Below are 20807 nucleotides of genomic sequence, written 5' to 3' on the forward strand. Positions count from 1 at the left end.
ATGAAGTGGATGTGGGCGTCGATGCCGCCGGCGGTGACGATCATGCCCTCGCCGGCGATGGCCTCGGTGCCGGGGCCGATCAGGATATCCACACCGGCTTGCGTGTCCGGGTTGCCGGCCTTGCCGATGCCGGCGATGCGCCCGCCCTTGATGCCGATGTCCGCCTTGACGATGCCCCAGTGGTCCAGGATCAGCGCATTGGTGATCACGCTGTCCACCACTTCGTCCGCCTGCCGCTGGCACTGTCCCATGCCGTCGCGGATGACCTTACCGCCGCCGAACTTCACCTCGTCGCCATAGACGGTGTGGTCGCGCTCCACCTGAATGATGAGCTCGGAGTCGCCGAGCCGGACGCGGTCACCCGTGGTGGGGCCGAACATGGAGGCATAGGCCTCACGGGAAATCCTGCTCATGGCGTATCACCTGCGTCGGCCGCGGCGTCGGCGCCGGTATCCGGCGGGTCGCCGCCGGAATCGAGGGGGCCCATCACCTTGGCGTTGAAGCCATACACTATCCGAGAGCCCGCATAGGGCACCAGATCGACGGTACGGCGCTGCCCGGGCTCGAAGCGCACCGCAGTGCCGGCGGGTATATCCAGCCGGTGCCCGCGGGTGGGCTCACGCTCGAAGCTGAGCGCGGCGTTGGTCTCGTAGAAGTGATAATGGGAGCCGACCTGAATGGGCCGATCGCCGGTATTGGCCACCGCGACGGTGAGCACCGGGCGGCCGACGTTGAGGTCGATATCGCCGGCGGCGGTGAGAACTTCGCCTGGGATCATGGTTCAGTGCGCTCCGGGTGTGGGGAGAGGGGGCGAGTGACTGCTTACACAATGGGATCGTGCACGGTCACCAGCTTGGTGCCGTCTGGAAAGGTGGCCTCCACCTGCACCTCGGGAATCATCTCGGGCACGCCCTCCATGACGTCCTCACGGCTGAGCAGCGAACGGCCGTGGTCCATCAGCTCGGCCACGGTGCGCCCATCACGGGCACCTTCGAGGATGGCGCAACTGATGTAGGCGACGGCCTCGGGATAGTTCAGTTTCAGGCCCCGTTCCCGGCGACGCTCCGCCAGCAATCCGGCCGTAAACAGCAACAGCTTATCTTTCTCACGCGGTGTCAGGTCCATGGCGCCCTCTTAGGGATGAACGGCGGTGTGTGAGCGCACGGTGACCTCAGGTGGCCCAAATGCGCGGCGGCATCGGTGCAAGACCCAGCACACGCGGTCTGAGCGCCGCCCACAGGGCGCAGAATACCCGTTGCACAGGCTCTGTTGTATCTGCCAATGCCCGCGCCACCAACAGATCTTGCAGCAGGCTGACACCCGTCAGTGTGCCGGGCGCGTCGTCGCAGATGGCGAGCGCAAGACTTAAGTCCGCCTCTTGTGCGCCGGTGGCGATGAAGGTGCCGGACACGGGCCGCGAGCGCAGGCCACTCGGGCGGTCCAAATCCTGTGGGTGGTGCAGACGCAGGCGATCATCGAGCAGGGGCCGCCCCGCCCGCGACACCCGCAGCGCCGCGTCCAGGCGGCCGCTGCCGAAGCGCTCGGCGATCACCGGCCGCCCCAGGGCGAGCACCTCCCAGCCGATGAATCGGGCATCATCGTGCAGTCGGATGTCGGTTCGGCTCCTCACCCGGGCCCCCGGAAACAGGATCGCCGGCTGCGGCAGCCATTCCAGCACCCCGCCCGGCGCCACGGCGAGCCGTTGGTCCTGATGGGCCAGTGCGCCGGCGCTGCGGTAGAACTTGGTCGCTCCCGGCGTGGTCACCAGGGCGTGGGCGCCGTCGGCGATGTCCAGGCGCACATCCAGCCGATCGCCACCGACGACGCCACCCGGCGGATGCAGCGGGTAAAGATGACAGGGCGCGCCCTCGGGGTGGAAGGCGCGCTGCAGTGTCAGCGGTCCCAGTTGGTGCTTGCGGGTCAGGACGGTGCGCACGCCCCCGGGGCCGGGCCGTCGCTCGCAGCGCAGATGGAGCTCGGCGCGCCAGCCCTGGTTGGCTGCGCCCGGTACGGGGGCGTCCAAGACGGCGGTGGCCGGCACCGTCTTCACATCGGGAAGCCGCCACCGGGCGGGAAGCCGCCGGGCGGCAAGCCACCCCCGGGGCCGCCCATGCCCGGCGGCAGCCGACCCTGCATCTGACGCATCATCTTGGCCATGTTGCCGCCCTTCATTTTTTTCATCATTTTCTGCATCTGCGTGAACTGCTTCAGTAGCTTGTTCACGTCCTGCACCTGAGTACCGGAGCCCATGGCAATGCGCTTGCGCCGGCTGCCCTTGATGATCTGCGGGTGGGCCCGCTCCATGGGCGTCATGGAGTCGACGATGGCGATGAGCTTGACGACCTCCTTGTCGTTGACCTGGCGCTTCACGTGATCCGGCACCTGCCCCATGCCGGGCAACTTGTCCATGAGCCCGGCCATGCCGCCGAACTGACTCATCTGTTTCAGCTGGTCGCGGAAGTCCGTCAGGTCGAAGCCCTTGCCCTTCTTGAGCTTCTTGGCGAGCTTCTCGGCCTGTTGGTGGTCCACCTTCTGCTGGACCTCTTCCACCAGCGAGACCACGTCACCCATGCCGAGGATGCGCGAGGCCACCCGGTCCGGATGAAAAGCCTCCAGCGCCGTGGTGCGCTCGCCGGTGCCGATGAATTTGATGGGCTTGCCGGTGATCTCGCGGATGGAGAGCGCGGCACCGCCGCGGGCGTCACCGTCCGCCTTGGTCAGGATCACGCCCGTGAGCGGCAGGGCGTCGTGGAAGGCCTTGGCGGTCTTGGCCGCATCCTGGCCCGTCATGCTGTCCACCACGAACAGCGTCTCCGCCGGCGACAGGGCCGACTCCAGCGCCTGGATCTCCGCCATCATGTCGGTGTCGATGGCAAGCCGGCCGGCGGTGTCGACGATGAGCACGTCCTTGAACTGCTTCCGGGCAGCGGCGACGGCCGCCTCGGCGATCGCCACCGGCTGCTGATCCGTGCTGCTCGGAAAGCAGTCGACGCCCACTTCTTTGGCGACGGTTGCGAGCTGGTCGATGGCCGCCGGACGATAGACGTCGGCGCTCACCACCATCACCTTTTTGCCCTGGCGCTCCTTCAGGAAGCGCGCGAGCTTGGCCGTGGTGGTGGTCTTGCCCGAGCCCTGCAGGCCCGCCATCAGAATCACCGCCGGCGGCTGCACGTTCAGGGCCAGCCCCTCGTTGGCCTGGCCCATCAGCGCCGTCAGCTCGTCGTTGACGATCTTGATCAGCACCTGACCCGGCGTCAGGCTGCGGGTGACGTCGGCACCCAGGGCGCGCTCGCGGACCCGCTCCACGAACCCGCGCACCACCGGCAGGGCCACATCGGCCTCCAGCAGCGCCATGCGGACTTCGCGCAGGGTGTCCTTGATGTTGTCGTCGGTGAGCCGGGCCTGGCCGCGCAGCCCTTTGATGACCTCGCCGAAGCGCTCCTGCAAGCTGTCGAACATAACGTGTCTTTCAGATCTCAAAGCTTAGGAAATTCGGGGGCACGCCGGCGACGAAACGTTGCCCGCGCCCGTGTCAGAGCACGATACCGCAGCGGCGTCGTCGCCGACGACCGGCCTGCTGCTTAACCTAAATCAAGGTAGCTGCAAAGAACAGCCCGGCGACCGTCTCGAACCGCTGCGGGTGCGTTCCGACGCGGGCGCAGTTGTGCGATGATCGCCGCCCATGAGCAGTGCCCCCATCGCCCTCTTCAGCATCGCCGCATACCTGGCCAGCGCGAGCCTCATCGGCTGGCGCCTGTTCCACCGCGATCTGGGCCCCGAGCAAGTCGTGCGCCAGGCGACCCTGGGACTCGGCTTCCTCGGACTCGTCCTGCATACCTGGCTGCTGTACCAGGCCATCTTCAGTCATGCCGGGCTCAATCTGGCCTTTTTCAACGCCCTGTCCCTGGCATCCTGGACGGTGGTGGCGTCGCTGCTGATCTCCAGTCTGAGCAAGCCCATCGAGAACCTCGGGCTCGTGCTTTTACCGCTGGCGGCCATCACCGTCTTGCTCGACCTGATCTATCCCGGCGTCGGTTTCATGAGCGCGGACGCGAGCTGGATCCTCAAGCTGCACGTGCTGCTGTCCATGCTCGCCTACAGCCTGCTCACGCTGGCCGCGGCGCAGGCGGTGCTGCTGGCGGTGCAGGACAGCTATCTGCGCCGGCGCAAGCCCAACACCTTCATCCGCTCGCTGCCGCCGCTGATGACCATGGAAGCCCTGCTGTTCGAGATGATCGGCATCGGCTTCGTGCTGCTCACGCTGGCGCTGCTGTCGGGCTTTGCGTTCCTCGAGAACATGTTCGCCCAGCATCTGGTGCACAAAACAGTGCTCTCGGTGCTGGCCTGGATGGTGTTCGGCGCCCTGCTGCTCGGACGCCGCGTCTGGGGCTGGCGCGGCCAGAAGGCCATCCGCTGGACCCTGAGCGGCTTTCTGCTGCTGATCCTCGCCTACTTCGGCTCCAAATTCGTGCTCGAGCTGATCCTGCACCGCTGACGCGCCCGCCGCAAAGGCAGCTTCAGCCCACGGCCGCCGCGCGATACCGCGCCAGATCCTCGGGCCGATCCACATCCGCCAGCGGCGCCAGCTCCCGCCACCGCCAGCCGAGGGCGGCCATGCGCTCGCGGGTCACCGCCGCCACCTGATCACCGCCCCAGGGCATGTCCGTGAATAACCCGGGCGCTGCCCGCCGCAGCCCGAGCAGCACATAACCGCCGTCGTCCGCCGGCCCGAGCACGGCCTCGCATTGCGGCGGCTCCAGCAATGCGGCCAGCGCCGAGGCGACCTGCTCCGGTCCGAGCCCCGGACAATCACAGCCGATCAGCACGACGGCTTCGGCCTCGGCCAGCGCCCGGGCCGCCGCGTGCAGCATCCGCGCCCCAAGATCTTCGCCCCGTTGTCGATGCAGCGACACACCGGAGTGCCCGGCCAGGGCTTGGAAGGCCGGGTGTGTCGCATCCGGCAGACACCAGAGCGACAGCGGCGCAATCGCCGCCGGGACCAGCCGGGCCAGGGTGTTTTCGAGCAGCTCCCGATGCAGCGCCGCCGCCCCCACGGCACCGAGCGCGGGTATCAGGCGTGTCTTGCAGGCACCCGGCACCGGCGCCTTCGCGAACAACAGGATACGCGCCTGCGGGAAGCGATGCTCACCACCGCCCGGGGCCGCGCGCCTGTGCTCAGCTGAGGGCGCCGCCACAGCTGCTGCCCTGCCCCGCGGTGCAGCCGAAGCAGTGCTCGCCGACGTGGATACCGGCCCCGGTCAGGTCATCGGCGCCGGCGAGCTCGCCGATGTGCCGCTGGCCGCCGCCCGCCGCGCCCACGGGCAATCCCAGCATCTGATTGAAATCGCAGTCGTAGACATAGCCCCGCCAATCGATGCTGATCAGGTCGCGGCACATCACGGCATCCACGTTCTCATCGCGGTGCGCCGCCTTCAGCAAGCGCATGTAGTCGTCGAAGCGGCCGGTGGACAGCAGCCAGCCGCCGAAGCGCCGGATGGGCATGTTGGCGAGCGTCAGTAACCGGTTGAAGCGGATACCGTAGCGCTCGCCCAGTTCCCGCTTGTAGTCGGCCTCCAGTGCGCCCTGCGGCGGTGGCAGCACCGCGTCCACCGGGTTGTACACCAGGCTCAGCAAAAGCCCGGTGCACTGCGCATCATCGGCGCCGTAGCCCAATGCATTGAGCTGCCGCAGCCCCTGAATACTGCCGTCGAACACACCCTTGCCGCGCTGGCCGTCCACATTGTCCCCCAGATAACAGGGCAGCGAGGCGATGATCTCCACGCGGTGGGCCGCGAGGAACTGCGCCAGATCCTCCTGCCCCGCCTCCGTCAGGATGGTGAGATTACAGCGATCGATCACGCGCACACCCAGTGCCCGCGCCCGCTCCACCAGGGGCCGAAAGACGGCGTTCAGCTCCGGCGCCCCGCCGGTGATATCCAGTGTGTCGGCGCCGCTGCGCTCCAGGTAGGCCAGCACCTGCGCCATGGTGTCGGCGTCCATCTCCTCCCGGCGCTTCGGCCCCGCGTCGACGTGACAATGCACACAGGACTGATTGCAGCGATAGCCCAGATTCACCTGTACCGTCGTCACACGACGGCGCACGATGGGCGGAAACTCGGTGTCCAGCAGCAAGGGTTTCGAGTCCAGCACGACATAACTCCAGAGGCTTGCGGAATCCGGGCCGCCCGTGCGACCCGCCCATCGGCAAGTGGCGGCACCGGAGCGATTGTCAAAACGGTTTAGGGTGATACACTCGCCATCTGGAGAGGTTGTAAGGCGCCGGTCTCAAGGCGCGCCCACCAACCCCCTTCGGGGCCGTAGCTCAGCTGGGAGAGCGTCGCGTTCGCAATGCGAAGGTCAGGGGTTCGATCCCCCTCGGCTCCACCAATCCGACGATGACCACGGTTGTCGGAGGGCAGCGCAACCATGGCGGGTTTTTAATGCTTGCCCGAAATACACCGCCCAGCATTGCATGCTGCGGGCGTCGGCCGGCGCGCGATGCCGAGCCGCATCGGCGCCGTGTTGCGGTTCCATCGATGGCTGAGCGCTACATCAAGCCCGCGCTCAGCTTCGAGGCGCAGGTCGGGCAGCTGGCGCGCCGCGGCATGCTGTTCAACGACCGCGCCGCGGCGGCCCGCACCCTCACCCACGTCAACTACTACCGCCTCAGCGCCTATTGGCCCCCGTTCAAGCGGCCGGACGACTATCGCATTAGCGCCGACACCCGCTGGGTCGATGGCGTGATGACCTGTCACGGCATGGACGTTAAACCGTTGAATTGCAGGGATTATCCTTCCACGGGAAATCCTGGAGAGCCTCAGTTCAGTCCGCTGACGCGCTGCACGCGCCGGGTGAGGGTCTCACCCAAGACCGCATCGCTGCCGTAAATCAAACTGAAGCGCTGCTTGGCGCGCGTAATGGCAGTGTAAAGCAGTTCACGCGTCAGCACCGGGTTGCTGCGCGCCGGCATCAACAGCGCGGCATGCTCGAACTCCGACCCCTGTGACTTGTGCACCGTCATGGCGAACACCGTCTCCACGTCCTGCAGCCGGCTTGGCAGCACCCAGCGGATGCCGCCGTCCGCACGCGGAAAGGCCACTCGCAGACGCTCACCACCCGCTCGCTCAGGTGTTGCCAGGGTCATGCCGATGTCGCCATTCATCAGGTCGAGCGCATAGTCATTGCGGGTCACCAGCACGGGGCGGCCGCGGAACCAGAGGTCGTGACTCCGGCCCTGCCCGATACAGGAGGCCGTCTGCGGGGCATTGCACAGCCAGGCATAGATCTGCCGGTTGAGCCCCTCAACGCCCCAGTCACCGTTGCGCAGCGGGGTCAGCAGCTGAAAGCGCTTCTGTGCCTCCAGCACCTCCCCGGCCCAGGCATCCAGTTCAGGCTGCTCGGCGCCCGGCCCCGGGCGCTGCATCTGCATAACGTGTAGATAGCTCGGGCTCGCCCCCAGACTCTCGATCAGCAGATCGCGCAATGCGGGATCCGTGCTTCGCGTGACCGACCGCGCATCAATCCGGCCCAGCCCCGGATCAGTGTCGCGATTGGCATCGAAGATCGCCTGTAGCCCTTCCAGGCGCTCAGCGCCAGCGCCCGGGTGCTCCCGATTGACCTCAGCAGCCAGGGCGCCAATGCCGCCCTCGGATCGGAAGCGGTAGCTGCGCCGCAACAGGGTGATGCTCTGATCGAGCGCCTCGCCCTGCGGATCAAACAAGTGCTGCGGTACCTCAGTAGGAGCGATGCTTCCGGTCTGCACCAGATAAGCCAGGGTCTCCTGCCGATAGCGCCCATGGTGAGCATTGCGGCACAGATCGCCCAGCACGGCGCCGGCCTCGACCGAACTCAACTGGTCCTTGTCACCAAGCAGGATCAGCCGTGCCGTGGGACGCATGGCGGCGAGCAGGTTGGCCATCATCTCGACATCGACCATCGAGGCCTCGTCGACCACGACGATGTCCGCCGGCAAGTGGTGGGCGGCGTTGTAGCGAAAGCCACCTCGGCGCTGGTGCCCCAGCAGTCGGTGCAGGGTCTTGACCTTGCTGCGCTCGAGGTCGGTCGGACGCAGATCCTCGGGGATCTGAGTCGCGGTCTGACGGATCGATTCGGTCAGCCGGGCGGCGGCCTTGCCGGTTGGCGCCGCCAGTTCGATCAGCAGGGGTGGCTGCCCGGCGGCCTCGGCCAGTCCGTGCAGCACGGCCAGTAGCTTCACCACCGTCGTGGTCTTGCCGGTGCCCGGGCCGCCGGTGACGATGCTGAAGGCGCTGCGCGCGGCCAGGGCGCAGGCGATGCGCTGCCAGTCCGGGCGCGAGCGGTGCTCATCCTGTGTCTGATCGAACAGCCGTTCGAGCAGTTCGGTCAAGACTGCACTGTTGACCTGTCGATCCTGCTGTAGCCGGCTGTCGATGCCATCACGGATCGCTTGCTCATAGGCCCAGTAGCGGCGCAGGTAGAGCAGCGGACGTGTCGCGCTGCCGGCCAGTACCAGCGGGCGTTGTGCCCCGATATCTGCATCATCGTCTGCGTCATCGCCCTGCCCTCCCGAACTCAGTCGGTCGTCGACCACAGGGCTAACGGCCAAGGCATCGCGCCAGTCGTCGAGCCTGAGCTCATTCAGCAAACCATGCAGTTCGCCACGTGTCTGAGCACTGTCCGGGCGATCTTCGGGCAATCGTCCGAACAGACTGTGCGGCTGTTCCAGGGCATCGGCCAGACTCAGACAAACATGACCGTGGCCGTTGCGCTCGCACACCAAAGCGGTGGCAAGTAGTACCGCAGGATCATCCCCGCCCTGCGTCGCCATCAGTTGGGTCAAGGCCAGATCCAGGCTGCGCAGCGCGCGGGCCTGAACCCAGGTCTGTAGCTGTTCGAGCAGAGCCTGGGTCGGCGCTGGCAAAGCATGATCACCAAGCAGGCGATTCAAGGTGGTCTGGGTTGTCATGCGGCCTCCCGGGGATTAGCTGCCTCAGTGGCGGCGAAGAGGGCGTCCAGCCCCTCGATCAGCGCGCGCGGCGGTCGCTCGGTGAACAGCCCCGCTGTCGATGCCTGGTGACCGCGCAAGAAGGCATAGACAGCCCCGCCCATGTGACGGTCATAGTCATAGTCGGGCAAGCGGGCCTGGAGCTGACGATGCAGCGCCAGCAGGTAGAGCGCGTACTGCAGGTCGTAACGGTGATGCAGCACGGCCTCGGTCATGGCCTCGCGGGTGTAAGCACCGTCGTCCTCGCCCAGCCAGTTGGATTTCCAGTCGAGCACGTAGTAGCGCCCGCCATGCTCGAACACCAGGTCGATGAAGCCCTTGAGCATGCCGTTGAGTTGCGCGGGCTCGGCGGTGGCGCGCGGTCGGCCGGGCAGGCAGTGGGCGCGCACCAGGCGGTCGAGCCGCTCGGCCTCCACGCCGCGACTTTCGATCCAGAACTCCATCTCGACCTGCATCTGGCGTGGGGACAGATCCGCCAGCCTGAGCTCAGGGGTCAGGCCCTGGGCATCTTGCAGCCCTTGCAGGCGCAGCGGTTGCTGTAGATAGCTGCAGAGCCAGGCGTCGAGTCGGTCGATCCAGGGCGTGAGCCCCCGGAGTTGGCAGCGTCGCGCCAGGGTATCGCGGCGCGCGTGGTCGGCGGCGACAGCTGCCTGATAGCCTCGCAGGGACTGTCCGTTTACCCGGTGCTGCTGCTCGGCCGCCCACTCCAGGAGCCCGTGCAGGAAGGTGCCGTAGGTACTGCCGCGCGGCAGATCATGCAGCGAGGTCGCGGGGTCCGCAGCCGTTCTTTCAGTCTGGACATCCTGAACCTCGGTCTCCTGAGTCAAGGCCTGCTGAGCCAGATCCTGCTGAACCGAGTTCTCCTTTGACAGGCTCTGCTCGAGATCGAGGTTTTCGCCAGGTCGCATTGGCAAGTCCTGTTCTCCAGGCAATGCCGCATTGGTCGGGACTGGCGGCGGCTCAGCCTCTTCCAGCGCGGTCGCCTCGCTCGAGGTCTCAGCACCGGTCCTGAAGCGCAGCGCCGAGTAGCTGGCGATCCACCAACGTGCAAAGGGCTGGTGTGTGGGTTTGCGTGCATCCGCCAAGCGCGCATCAGGGCCGATGGGCAGGCGGAGGCTGTCGATGGCCGGCGCTGGCTCGAGGCGCAAAGCGCTCTCGGGTTGGCTTTCGGGTTGTCCGCTGCAGACCCTGCCGAGCAGGGCCTTCAAGTTCTTGGCGTCGCCGAGTGGAGCACCACCGGCGAGTAGATAACCCATGGCGCCCTGATGCATGTTGCTGGCTCTGCGGTTGCCGTGCTTGAGCAACCCGACACCCAGCCAGAGGCCGAACTTGGCGCGCGTGGCCGCGACATAGAGCAGGCGCATGTCCTCGCTCAGCCGGTCGTCATCGGCTTGCGCCCAAGCCGCCTCAAAGACGTTACTGCCGGCAATTTCTCGCAGGCGTTGGCCTTCCTGCTGATAGATGACCTGCCGCGTCCTACCATCGACCGGCCGCCAGGTGCAGACGAAGGGCAACAGCACCAGCGGGTATTCCAATCCCTTGGATTTGTGGATGGTGATGATTTGCACCCGCTCGGCATCGCTCTCCAGGCGGACGGTGGTGGACTCGTCCTTTTGATCCAGATGCTCCACCAGATGCCGGATCAGGGCCTGCTCACCATCCAGGCGCTCGGCTGCCTGCTGCAGCCATTCGGCCAGGTGCAAGAGGTTGGTCAGCGCCCGCTCGCCGCGCGGCTCGGCAAGCAGTCGCGCCGGAAGCTCGGCCTCATGCAGCAGGGCGCGCAGCATGGCCAGCACCCCGCGCATTCTCCAGAGCTTGCGGTAGCCGCGGAAGCGCTCGACCCGTTCCTCCCATTGAGCCTCATCGTTCAACTCCTCGGCCAATGCCTTGGGAGACAGACCATAGGTCGTCGTGGCCAGGGCGTTGCGAATCAGACCCTCGTTCGTGGGTTCGGCGCAGGCGCGCAGCCAGTGCACCAGATCGTGCGCCTCCACGCTCTCGAACACCGAGTTGCGCTCCGACAGATAGACGCTGGCGATGCCGCGCGCAGCGAGCGCCTTGTACATGGCATCGGCTTGGTCGCCATCGCGCACCAGGATTGCGATGTCGCGAGGCTGCAGCGGCTTGAACGCCTGAGTGTCCCCATGGATAAAGCCGGTACGTTGGGCATCGGGCCGGTCGAGCCAGCGACAGAGCTCGCTGGCGGCGCGATCCGCCATCTCGCTCAGGTAGGTCTTCTTGTTAATCGGTTCGCCATCCGTATCCAGTTCCCAGAAGGTGAGCGCGGGGCTTTCCTGGCCATGGATCAGTAGGCGCTCATCGCGTCCCTTGGCTCTGACCCGATCGAAGGGCACGGGGTTGTCTTTAATCCCTTGGTTGTCTTGAGTTTCTTGCTGCCGAAAACGAAAGGCACCGCGTGGATGCTGGCTCTCCGCGTACTCAAACAGCCGGTTGCAGGCCGCAACCATCGACTGGGTCGAGCGATAGTTGCGATCGAGGCGATAGATGCGCCCATCGACAGCCTGCCTGGCTTTCAGATAGGTGTGAATGTCCGCCCCACGGAAGCTGTAGATGGCCTGTTTCGGGTCGCCGATCATGGTCAGCAACGTGCCGGAATGATTGTCTGCGACCCGGTAGACACGGTCGAAAATCCGGTACTGCACGGGATCCGTATCCTGGAACTCGTCGATCAGGGCCGCGGGAAACTGCTGACGGATGATTGCAGCCAGGGCATGAGCCTGATCGCCGGGGAGCCCCTCGGCCGTCGCATCAACCGCCGGCTCCATCGCAGGCGTTAGTGCTGCGTCCAAATCAAGCAACAATTCATCAAAGCCCATCTCAGCGCGCTGGGCGAGCCGGCGCGGCAGTTCCTTCCGCATCCAGGCGGCGGCGTGCGCCATGATCTGCGCAGCGAGATCAGGGACCTGTGCCTGAGGGTCCGCATCCGCATTGTTGGCTGCAGCGGGCGGTCTAGCCTCTTGCACGGCCTTCTGCCAATCGGCCAGGGCGTCAAAGGCTGGATGGCTTTTGGCCTCTTGCACTGATGCCGTCTGCCTGAAGTTGAAGCGACCAGCGGCGAACCGGGCCAGCTTGCTCGGCGCCTTGGTCTGCTCGTCGTTCGCCCAGGCGGCGATCTCGGCAAGTAACTTGTCAAACGCCTCCGGCTTTGCACTACCGTGCGTGCTGCCATTCAGATGCGGCCGGATGTCGCGCAGGTATGCCTCCAACGCTTCCTGGTCTTGGCGCCATTCCGCGCGCGCCGCGTTTTCCAACTGTCGCAGGGACTCCGCCTGCTGTGCCGCCTGCGCCTCGCGCTCTTGCTCTTCCTGGTGTCGGGCAATGGCCTGTTGCAACACTTTGTCCAGATCGGGAGGCGTCAACACCTCGCCGGCATAGCTCAGATCAGTATCCCGCTGCTTGAGCCAGTCGGACAACTTGGCGCGCAATGCATCGGGCGAGGTGACTGCCGCTTGCACACACTTGGCTGCATCGGCAGAGAGCGGGTAGAAGGTCTGGCGCCAATAGTCGCGCAAGAGTTCGGCGAATAGGTCGGCCTGATCCGGCGTCAGTTCGCGCTCGAACAGGCCTCGGGTGGCGAAGGCATGCTCCTGCAACATGCGTTGACACCAGCCATGGATGGTGAAGATGGCGGCCTCGTCCATGGCGTCGGCGGCTTGGCGCAGACGCAGGGCGCATGCCGGCCAGTCTTTGGGTGCTGTGCTGTCGCGCAGTGCCAGCAGTGGATCTCTGTCAGCGGACGCTGGCGCCGTGGTCATTGTCGCGTCGGGCGTCTCGCTGAACAGGGCAGCGGCCTCGACCAAGCGTGCACGAATGCGCTCACGCAGTTCCTTGGTGGCGGCTTTGGTAAAGGTCACCACCAGGATCTCTTCCGGCAGCAGGGGGCGTGGATGCGCCGTGCCGGGCGCACCATGACCCAGCACCAGCCGCACATAGAGCAGCGCGAGGGTGAAGGTCTTGCCAGTGCCAGCGCTCGCCTCGATCAAACGGCTGCCGTGCAACGGAAAGGTCAAGGCATCGAGTGTGTTCACAGTGCTCATTGGTCAAAGGCCTCCTGATCCATAGCGGCGGCAAACAGTGGGCGGTACAGGATCTCGGTGAGCCCGGAGAAATCTTTATCTGCCTGCAGCTTGTCCCAGGTCGGCCAGAAGCGGGCGTAGGCGGGGTGATCATCGATGTCGCCGGTGCGCTGGTAACCACCCTCATACGCCTCGTGCACCTTCTTATCCTCACTCAGCCAGGCGAAGGCCGTCTTGCAGGCCAGCGGCGGCAGCCGCGACAGCGTACGCAGGTAGGTTTGCATCAGGGCCTTGAGATGCTCTCGGGCATCCGCCGCATCCAAGGGGTGCAGACACACAGCGCCGGTCGGTCCAATCAGGCGGGTCTGGGTTGGCGCCTGCAGTTGCGCGGCCAAATGCATGGGCCAGTGCCGGACCAGGTTGTGCCACTGGACCTTTGCCTGTTTGATGACCTTGCTGGCGCTCAAACGCAGGATCAGTCGCTCGTCGGCATCCGGGCTGCACCGCACCTGCTCCAGTCGATCGAACAGCCGGATGTCCTCCAAGTCGATGCGCACCTCATGGGCGGGCTGGGTTTCAGGATGCTGTGCGAGATGTTTGGCATAGTCAGCCAGTGCCGGCGCCAGGTCTTCCATGATGGCCTCCGCCCAGGGGGTATCGAAGGGTGTCAGGGGCAACTCGCCACGGTCGACCAATTGGTCCACGGCGGTGGCGAGCAGGGCCGCCATATCCGCCTGCGGATCACGGATCAGTCCGGGCTCAACCAGTCGCAGCGCCTGATCATGCAGGGCCCAGGTGCCCAGGGAATCGAAATGGAAGGGCTCATCGTCCTCGACCTTTTCCTCGTCGGTGTTCAGATAGACCGACAGCCGCTGTTGATAAACATGCCGCAGCGGATGACGTAGCCAGTCGCCGAGACTGGTCAGATTGACGGCGTCTTCCAAGGTGGCCTTCCCGAGTTCCGCGGCATCTGCCTCCGTTGCGGCCTCTGCCTTCGTTGGATCAACTGCCTCCGTTGCATCACCTGCGCCACTTGCATCGTCTGCTGCGGCCCCATGCACCGCGCGCCACTCGCCGGCATAGGTGAAGAGCCGGGTCGATGGCTGGTCATTGAAATATTTCGGACTGAACGGCTGCAGGGGGTGCTGGGTGGTCAGCGCCTTGAGGACCTCTTTTCCCCAGCCGGCCTCGATATGATCACGCAGTTGCCCGACCAGCACCGAGGGCGGCAGCTCGCTGTCGTCCTGGATGCTGCGGCCAACCCAGCTGATGCCCAGCTTGTCACGCGCCGAGAGCAGCGCCTCCAAAAACAGGTAGCGGTCGTCCTCGCGGCGGGAGCGATCACCGGGGCGGACCTGGAGCCCCATCAGATCGAAGTCGGCCGGACGGCGGCTGCGGGGGTAGTCGCCATCGTTCATGCCCAGCAGCCAAATCTGGCGGAAGGGAATGGCGCGCATCGGCATCAGGGTGGCGAAGTTGACCGCGCCGGCCAGGAAACGCTGGCTCAGGGTCGGGCTGTCCAGACTGGGCATCAGGGCATCGCTGACGACCTCGAGCGGCAACGCTTCCTTGCCCGCGCCAGCCAGTTCGGACTCCGCGACCCAACCCTCGAGCGCCTCGCGCAGACGCAGCAGCAGGTTTTGCTCTGCGCTGGTGTCGGCGCGAAAGATGTCGTCCAGCAACGCGCTGATGAGCGCCGCCCAGGCCTGGGGGGTGCGCGTTTGCTGCATCGATTGCCAGTAGTGTTCAAGGGTCGACAACAGGTCATGGAGGGCGCCCACGCGTTCGGCCTCCAGCCCCCTGACTGCGGCATGGGGTTCGATGCTTTTCCACGCCCCGGCATCGCCTGCGGCGAAGCCAAGCAGCATGCGTTGCAGACCGAAACGCCAGGTGGTGCGCTCCCGCTCGTCCGGCAGGCCCATGGCGGCGCGCTGCACACCATGTAGCCCCCAACGAATGTTGGCGCCGCGGATCCACTCGCGCAGACCCGGCACATGCGCCTCGTCCAGATCAAAGCGGGCGCGCAGCGCAGGAATATCCAGCAGGTCGAGCAGTTCGGTCACGCTGAAGCGGGCCTGCGGCAGGCGCAGCAGGTGTTCCAGCCCGACCAGCAAGGGATGGCGCTGGCGCTGTCCCTGGTCAGCGATGTGATAAGGGATATGACGCCTGTCGCGCTGCCCGTCATCACGGACGAACTGCCCGAACACCGCCTGGATGTGCGGGGCATAGGTGGCAATGTCGGGGACCATCACCAGGATGTCGCGCGGGGCCAGCGGGTCTCCCTGCGCATCCGCCTCGGCGAAGGCGGCGAGCAACTGATCGTGCAGGATTTCGACCTCGCGCTGCGGACTGTGCGCGATCAGGAACTCGATACTGCGATCCTGGTGGGCGTCGAGCGGGGTCGCCGGTGCTGCGCCAGTCTCAGTCGTTGCCCCATTGGCCTCGGGATGCGAGATTGCCCGGCGTTCCTGTAGCGGGACCAGATCCAGGATGTCGTGCTGGATCTGTGCGAGCAGATGCTCGGCCTCGGGCTGCTCGAACAGGTCGATCTTCAGACCTTGTTGTGCCAGATCCTCGCGATAGCGCTCTGCCTCGTCGAACTCGTCCAGCAGACGAATGTAGTCGCGCCCCTGACGCCCCCAGGCAGCCAGTAGCGGATGTCCGTGCAGATGCAGATCCGTTTCGGCCAGGCCTTCGGGCACCTTGCGCGCGCCGAGTCGGCGGTAATGCTGTCGGAACAGCTCGCGCCCCTCGACAATGTCGCCCCAATAGTGCTGACAGGGGTTATGCACGAAGAGCACCACCTGACAGAGATGCGAGACCGCCTTGAGTACCTTGATGACCTGTCGAGGCAGCGAAGAGATGCCGAACACGACGATGCGGCGCGGCAACGCGTCCGGGCGATCCGCCAGGGTCAGCGCCTCGGCCTGCGCCAGAAACCGTGCGTGAAGCGCGCTGCGGCTGTCCAGCCCCGGAGCGCCTTGGGCATCCTTCGCAGTATCAGCAGTGATGCGCCGCCACAACAGCGGCTGCCAGCGCTGCTCCTCGGGCAGAGGCGAGGCGTCCCCACTGCCATTGGGCAACTGATCATGGCCTTGCTGCCAAGCGGTCAGCCAGTCGGCGCGAAACACCTGGTACTGGTCGTAGAGATCGGCCAGACGCTCGGCGAGTTGGAAACGCCGCCGGGCCGCGTTGCCGCTTGCGGGAACCTCATGCGCGCTGGCCAGGAACCCCCGCAACGGCTGTAGCCATTGGTGCTCTTCTGGCGTGGAGGCAAGCGCATCCAGGTCACCGAGCAGGCGGTACAGACGCCAGGTCAGCGGCGCCTTATCATAAGGTGAGGTCTCAGGAAGATCGCCCAGCACGGCACGATAGGCCTGCCAGACGAATTTACCGGGCAGCTTGATATCCAGCGCCGCAGCGATGCCGCAGCCACCCTCGGGCACCGGAGCCGCCAGCGCCAGCCGCAACCACTGCGCGATGCCGTTGCTCTGCACCAGAAAGGTCTCGTCTTCCAGCGGCTGCAGCGGCTGTTGGCGCAACCACTGGATCAGCAACGCGCGCAGCGCCTCCATGCGGTTGCCTTGCACCAGCATGAAACCGGGTGTGATGTCATCTTGCGGGGTGACCGATCCCTGCATCGGGCGTTCTCCTGGGCCAGTCAAGTGAGGACTGGCGTCGTTATACCGGAGTAACGCGACAGTCCCTGTCGGGTGAGCCTATGTTGGGGTGAGTGTGTGCTTGGCTGTGAACAATAACATGAGTCGGGAGCTTCTCTTGCATGCGCGACTCCCGCCCAAAAATTGACCATAAAATTAGCCAAGAAGCCTCTTCAAGGCTAAAATACTAGCCATTTTTAGGCGGAATCCATGCCCAGAGAGAGAACCTATTCCCGCTACACGCGTGACGCTGCGACCTTGCTGGCCAAACAGATCCAGCTCGGGCGCAAGCAACGCAAGTGGACCGAACACGAGTTGGCGGACCGCGCCGGTATCTCGCGAGCGACACTTCAAAAGATCGAAAAGGGCGATCTGAGCGTTGCCGTCGGCCTTGTGCTCGAGGTGGCAACCCTGGTCGGTGTCACATTGTTCGATGAAGCGCGCAGTTCGCTCGCCGCTCATATCGCCCGCACCGACGACAAGCTGGCCTTGTTGCCGAGTGCCGTCCGCAAGCGCAACATGCCAGTCGATGATGAATTCTAAGACGCCCGATAGCGGAGCCTTCGTCTGGGTCTGGCTGCCCAGCGCCGTCGAACCCGTCGTAGCGGGCAAGCTGACAGCCGATGGCAATCGTCTAGTGTTCAACTACGGCAAGAGCTATCTCGCTCGCGAGAACGCCATCCCACTCTATGCCCCAGAGTGTCCTCTGCAAGCCGGGCGCATTCCTTTGCTGCCCGGATTGAGCATGCCCGCCTGCATTCGCGATGGCTCCCCGGATGCCTGGGGACGGCGCATCATCATCAACCGAAAACTCGGCAGCAAAGGGGCCAAGGCGGACCCGGCCCAGTTGGACGAACTGACCTATCTGCTGGAGTCCGGCTCAGACCGGACCGGCGCACTGGATTTTCAACGCTCAGCGACCGAGTATGAGCCGCGTGGGACAGGGACCGCCTCCCTTCAGCAGCTTGCCCAAGCAGCCGACCTCGTCGAACAGGGCCTACCGCTCAGCCAAGAACTCGATCAGGCACTTCTCCACGGAACATCGCTTGGCGGTGCCCGACCCAAGGCACAGGTCGATGATGACGACCGAAAATACATCGCCAAGTTTTCATCCACGACCGATCTCTACAGTGTCGTCAAGGCTGAGTTTGTCGCCATGCGACTGGCCGCCCTGTGCGGGCTGAATGTCGCAAAGGTTTCCCTCACCAGTGCTCTACAAAAAGACGTGCTTCTCATCGAGCGCTTCGACCGCATCAAGTCGAATGCGGGGTGGCAACGCCATCTCATGGTGTCCGCACTCAGTATGCTGGCGCTGGATGAGATGATGGCCCGCTATGCCAGCTACGAAGACCTCGCGGAACTCATTCGACATCGTTTTGCCGATGCTTCTGCGACCTTGCGGGAGCTTTTCTCACGGCTGGTCTTCAACATCCTGTGCGGCAACACTGATGATCACGCCCGAAATCACGCCGCCTTTTGGGACGGGCAACAACTTCGCCTGACTCCCGCTTATGACATCTGCCCACAAAACCGCACTGGTCGCGAAGCCTCCCAGGCCATGCTGATTGCCGGTGGAGATCGCATGAGCCGGATATCGTCTTGCCTGAACGCGGCCGGACATTTTCTTCTGTCCCGCGATCAGGCCCTTGCCATCGTGGAACACCAACTCGCCTGCATCATCGAACACTGGAACGCTGTTTGCACCGATGCCGGTCTCACCGAGACAGACCGTGCCTTGCTGTGGGGCCGCCAATTTCTGAATCCCTATGCCTTCGATGACCTTGAGGGTGATGCCGCTGCATTGAAGGCCATGGCCAATGATGCGCGTGCGTCGTATCCCGGAGTCGGTTGACCGCTTGCCGATTCAAGGAAAAATTCTTATTGATGCTGCGCTCGAACAAGTGGCCGAGCGTCTTTCGTTCGTGGTTACGTTAATGATCATTTTGCGCGCGGCACTAACCTTTAAGGTCGTCCAGAAACTCTGATTCTGGATCAACGCTGCTAACCAACAGGTTGTCTCTAGCACGCGTGCACGCGACATACAAAAGATGTCGCTCGGTATCGTAGACCTCTTCGAGATCGGCACGCAGTGGTTGGATCGGCGAGCGCACCGCGCTGGGCAATCGCCTGCGTGCCATGCTGTTGGAGTTTGGCATCGTCCTGCCGAAAAACCTCAACCGGCTGCGCACCGGCGTGCCCGAGGTGCTCGAAGACGCCGACAACGGGCTGCCCGATCGCCTGCGGGCGCTGATCCATGACCTCTATGCGGATCTCAAGCGCCTGGATGCGCGCATCGAGGCGCTGAACGCGGAGCTGACCGCGTTCGCGCGCCAAGACCCGCTGATGCAGCTGCTGCTGACGATCCCCGGGATCGGGCCAATCAACGGCACGGCGCTGCTCGCTGGCATCGGTGATGCCAGCCAGTTCCGCCGCGGACGGGATCTGGCCGCCTGGCTCGGTCTGGTGCCGCGCCAGCACAGCACCGGCGGCAAGACGCGGCTGCTCGGCATCAGCAAGCATGGGAGTCGCCACTTGCGCATGATGCTCATCCATGGCGCTCGGGCCGTCCTGCGGGTGGCCGACAAGCGTCCGGCCGAGGACGGGCTGCGCCGCTGGGTCGGACGAATCACCGCGCGCAAGCATGCCAATGTCGCCGTGGTGGCGTTGGCGAACAAACTGGCGCGCATCATTTGCGCCGTCCTGCAGCGCCGAGAGCCATTCGCAGCCGCGCAGGTGACAGGCTGATGAAGCAGTCACGTGTTCCAGATTGTCAGTCAAGCTGCACGCGACAGATGAAGATAACCACACTGTTCATGATTATTTAACCGAGCATCCCACCGAGTGACTGCAAGCGACGAGGATTGATGGCAGAAACAGTCAAGCGGCCACGCGCAAGCCTGACGAAAAAAACGGCCCCAGTCGGAGGTCATCGGCTTATTCAGGACCGTGTGGCGCGGATTTCCATCGAGGCCCGGCGATCCTGCGTGATCGACCATCCCGAGGCCGGATACATTGACGCAGTCTGTGCTCACCATCATGCACTCGGCACTTGCACCACCGGGGCGGACCATACATTTTCCTTGGGGCGGCGTAATGTTTCAATCCTTGTTGTGATGGATCGAGTTCAGCGGCAGGTGGACTATCTCATGGGCCTGGAGCCCGCCCACACGTTTCAATCCTTGTTGTGATGGATCGAGTTCAGCGGCGTCGCCATTCAGTCTGACGGCTACCAATCCGGGAACGTTTCAATCCTTGTTGTGATGGATCGAGTTCAGCGGCCTGCCGCCCAACGTCTGGGTTGTCGGGGCCACTAATTTGTTTCAATCCTTGTTGTGATGGATCGAGTTCAGCGGCATGAAGCTCTTGGCGCTCAGCGTCCGTCAGTGACGCGGTTTCAATCCTTGTTGTGATGGATCGAGTTCAGCGGCGGGTGTCCCAGCGGCCTCGCACCAGATCCAGCACAGTTTCAATCCTTGTTGTGATGGATCGAGTTCAGCGGCCCTCGTACAACGAGGACGCGATTGAGTACGTCATCCGGTTTCAATCCTTGTTGTGATGGATCGAGTTCAGCGGCGTATCTCAGAGCCAGGAGGGCAGATACCATCCTTAGTTTCAATCCTTGTTGTGATGGATCGAGTTCAGCGGCACGACGAGTTCGCCCGCCGAACGCTCGAAGGCTACATTGGGTTTCAATCCTTGTTGTGATGGATCGAGTTCAGCGGCCACGGATACAAGCCCTTGCCGCTCCGCGACGGGTTCAGTTTCAATCCTTGTTGTGATGGATCGAGTTCAGCGGCACTCAGCCTCGATGTCGGCCAGCGTCATCCATCGGGGTTTCAATCCTTGTTGTGATGGATCGAGTTCAGCGGCCAGGTGCTCTACTTCGAGCACCTCAACGACTAGCGGTTTCAATCCTTGTTGTGATGGATCGAGTTCAGCGGCGATAGGCGTATCCGGCCGTATAAAAGTCGAAGACATGTTTCAATCCTTGTTGTGATGGATCGAGTTCAGCGGCCAAGGATCGGCGCAACATCATCGCGGCGCCCTGGGAGTTTCAATCCTTGTTGTGATGGATCGAGTTCAGCGGCCGCAGATCACAAAAAAGTGATTTTAAAACAAAATCTTGCG

14 protein-coding genes, 1 tRNA gene, 1 pseudogene and 1 CRISPR repeat array are annotated in these 20807 nt (G+C 64.3%); of the genes and pseudogenes, 6 read left to right on the forward strand and 10 right to left on the reverse strand.

The window, feature by feature from the left end; translation table 11 throughout:
- The 5 genes and pseudogenes from ureC to ffh form a co-directional block, all read right to left on the reverse strand.
- Positions 1 to 413 (reverse strand): annotated as a pseudogene (gene ureC / locus QZ588_RS15185) (urease subunit alpha); the annotation flags it as partial.
- Complete coding sequence (locus tag QZ588_RS15190; protein WP_295543789.1) at positions 410 to 778, reverse strand: urease subunit beta; 369 nt, start codon at positions 776 to 778, stop codon at positions 410 to 412. The gene QZ588_RS15190 and the pseudogene ureC, both read right to left, overlap by 4 nt.
- Before the next feature lie 44 nt (positions 779 to 822).
- Entirely contained in the window at positions 823 to 1125 is a 303-nt protein-coding gene (gene ureA / locus QZ588_RS15195; protein ID WP_295543790.1) for an urease subunit gamma, read from the reverse strand.
- A gap of 46 nt (positions 1126 to 1171) precedes the next feature.
- Positions 1172 to 2050, reverse strand: a complete 879-nt coding sequence (locus QZ588_RS15200) for an urease accessory protein UreD (protein WP_295543791.1) — start codon at positions 2048 to 2050, stop codon at positions 1172 to 1174.
- Positions 2047 to 3459, reverse strand: coding sequence for a signal recognition particle protein (gene ffh, locus QZ588_RS15205; protein ID WP_295543792.1), 1413 nt, complete (start codon positions 3457 to 3459; stop codon positions 2047 to 2049). Before ffh ends, QZ588_RS15200 begins: the two co-directional genes overlap by 4 nt.
- A 223-nt stretch (positions 3460 to 3682) precedes the next feature.
- On the opposite strand from ffh, the gene ccsA reads away from it, so the two are divergent.
- Complete coding sequence (ccsA, locus tag QZ588_RS15210) at positions 3683 to 4495, forward strand: cytochrome c biogenesis protein CcsA (protein ID WP_295543793.1); 813 nt, start codon at positions 3683 to 3685, stop codon at positions 4493 to 4495.
- A 22-nt stretch (positions 4496 to 4517) separates the two neighbouring features.
- On the opposite strand, the gene QZ588_RS15215 is transcribed toward ccsA, so the two are convergent.
- Both QZ588_RS15215 and arsS read right to left on the reverse strand, forming a co-directional pair.
- Positions 4518 to 5195 carry a TIGR04282 family arsenosugar biosynthesis glycosyltransferase gene (locus QZ588_RS15215; protein WP_295543794.1) on the reverse strand — a complete coding sequence of 226 codons (678 nt, stop codon included), beginning with the start codon at positions 5193 to 5195 and terminating at the stop codon, positions 4518 to 4520.
- Positions 5176 to 6150 (reverse strand): arsenosugar biosynthesis radical SAM (seleno)protein ArsS, encoded by a 975-nt coding sequence (gene arsS, locus QZ588_RS15220; RefSeq protein ID WP_295543795.1) that lies wholly within the window; start codon positions 6148 to 6150, stop codon positions 5176 to 5178. The genes QZ588_RS15215 and arsS overlap by 20 nt, the downstream gene beginning before the upstream one ends.
- Before the next feature lie 161 nt (positions 6151 to 6311).
- On the opposite strand from arsS, the gene QZ588_RS15225 reads away from it, so the two are divergent.
- Both QZ588_RS15225 and QZ588_RS15230 read left to right on the forward strand, forming a co-directional pair.
- Positions 6312 to 6387 (forward strand) — tRNA-Ala (locus tag QZ588_RS15225).
- A gap of 149 nt (positions 6388 to 6536) precedes the next feature.
- A complete protein-coding gene (locus tag QZ588_RS15230) occupies positions 6537 to 6887 on the forward strand; it encodes a hypothetical protein (RefSeq protein WP_295543796.1) in 351 nt (116 codons plus the stop codon).
- Here the strand turns inward: QZ588_RS15230 and recD are convergent.
- The 3 genes from recD to recC are packed head-to-tail and all read right to left on the reverse strand — an operon-like array spanning position 6818 to position 16661.
- Positions 6818 to 8944: an exodeoxyribonuclease V subunit alpha gene (gene recD, locus QZ588_RS15235; protein WP_295543797.1), complete on the reverse strand. Its 2127-nt coding sequence runs from the start codon at positions 8942 to 8944 to the stop codon at positions 6818 to 6820. The two genes, QZ588_RS15230 and recD, sit on opposite strands and share 70 nt — an antisense overlap.
- Positions 8941 to 13041, reverse strand: coding sequence for an exodeoxyribonuclease V subunit beta (recB, locus tag QZ588_RS15240; protein ID WP_295543798.1), 4101 nt, complete (start codon positions 13039 to 13041; stop codon positions 8941 to 8943). Before recB ends, recD begins: the two co-directional genes overlap by 4 nt.
- On the reverse strand, positions 13038 to 16661 hold the full coding sequence (gene recC, locus QZ588_RS15245) for an exodeoxyribonuclease V subunit gamma (RefSeq protein WP_295543799.1): 3624 nt from the start codon (positions 16659 to 16661) through the stop codon (positions 13038 to 13040). Before recC ends, recB begins: the two co-directional genes overlap by 4 nt.
- Positions 16662 to 16889: 228 nt before the next feature.
- Between recC and QZ588_RS15250 the strand changes: the two genes are divergently transcribed.
- The 3 genes from QZ588_RS15250 to QZ588_RS15260 all read left to right on the forward strand — a co-directional run bounded on the left by QZ588_RS15250 (position 16890) and on the right by QZ588_RS15260 (position 19424).
- The gene (locus QZ588_RS15250) at positions 16890 to 17222 is read left to right on the forward strand and encodes a helix-turn-helix transcriptional regulator (RefSeq protein ID WP_295543800.1); all 333 of its coding nucleotides are present in this window, start codon (positions 16890 to 16892) and stop codon (positions 17220 to 17222) included.
- The gene (locus QZ588_RS15255; RefSeq protein ID WP_295543801.1) at positions 17209 to 18531 is read left to right on the forward strand and encodes a type II toxin-antitoxin system HipA family toxin; all 1323 of its coding nucleotides are present in this window, start codon (positions 17209 to 17211) and stop codon (positions 18529 to 18531) included. The genes QZ588_RS15250 and QZ588_RS15255 overlap by 14 nt, the downstream gene beginning before the upstream one ends.
- A 284-nt stretch (positions 18532 to 18815) precedes the next feature.
- Positions 18816 to 19424: an IS110 family transposase gene (locus tag QZ588_RS15260; protein ID WP_295543802.1), complete on the forward strand. Its 609-nt coding sequence runs from the start codon at positions 18816 to 18818 to the stop codon at positions 19422 to 19424.
- A gap of 350 nt (positions 19425 to 19774) precedes the next feature.
- Positions 19775 to 20767: direct repeats of the CRISPR family, unit length 37 nt; unit sequence GTTTCAATCCTTGTTGTGATGGATCGAGTTCAGCGGC.
- The last annotated feature ends 40 nt before the right edge of the window (positions 20768 to 20807 follow it).

This window comes from uncultured Thiohalocapsa sp. (assembly GCF_913062725.1).
Taxonomy (GTDB): Bacteria; Pseudomonadota; Gammaproteobacteria; order Chromatiales; family Chromatiaceae; genus Thiohalocapsa.

Coding starts and splice junctions, on each gene's coding strand:
- QZ588_RS15190 (WP_295543789.1), bottom strand. CDS start 778: ATGATCCCAGGCGAAGTTCTCACCGCCGCCGGCGATATCGACCTCAAC.
- ureA (WP_295543790.1), bottom strand. CDS start 1,125: ATGGACCTGACACCGCGTGAGAAAGATAAGCTGTTGCTGTTTACGGCC.
- ffh (WP_295543792.1), bottom strand. CDS start 3,459: ATGTTCGACAGCTTGCAGGAGCGCTTCGGCGAGGTCATCAAAGGGCTG.
- ccsA (WP_295543793.1), top strand. CDS start 3,683: ATGAGCAGTGCCCCCATCGCCCTCTTCAGCATCGCCGCATACCTGGCC.
- QZ588_RS15230 (WP_295543796.1), top strand. CDS start 6,537: ATGGCTGAGCGCTACATCAAGCCCGCGCTCAGCTTCGAGGCGCAGGTC.
- recD (WP_295543797.1), bottom strand. CDS start 8,944: ATGACAACCCAGACCACCTTGAATCGCCTGCTTGGTGATCATGCTTTG.
- recB (WP_295543798.1), bottom strand. CDS start 13,041: ATGAGCACTGTGAACACACTCGATGCCTTGACCTTTCCGTTGCACGGC.
- recC (WP_295543799.1), bottom strand. CDS start 16,661: ATGCAGGGATCGGTCACCCCGCAAGATGACATCACACCCGGTTTCATG.
- QZ588_RS15250 (WP_295543800.1), top strand. CDS start 16,890: ATGCCCAGAGAGAGAACCTATTCCCGCTACACGCGTGACGCTGCGACC.
- QZ588_RS15255 (WP_295543801.1), top strand. CDS start 17,209: ATGATGAATTCTAAGACGCCCGATAGCGGAGCCTTCGTCTGGGTCTGG.
- QZ588_RS15260 (WP_295543802.1), top strand. CDS start 18,816: ATGCTGTTGGAGTTTGGCATCGTCCTGCCGAAAAACCTCAACCGGCTG.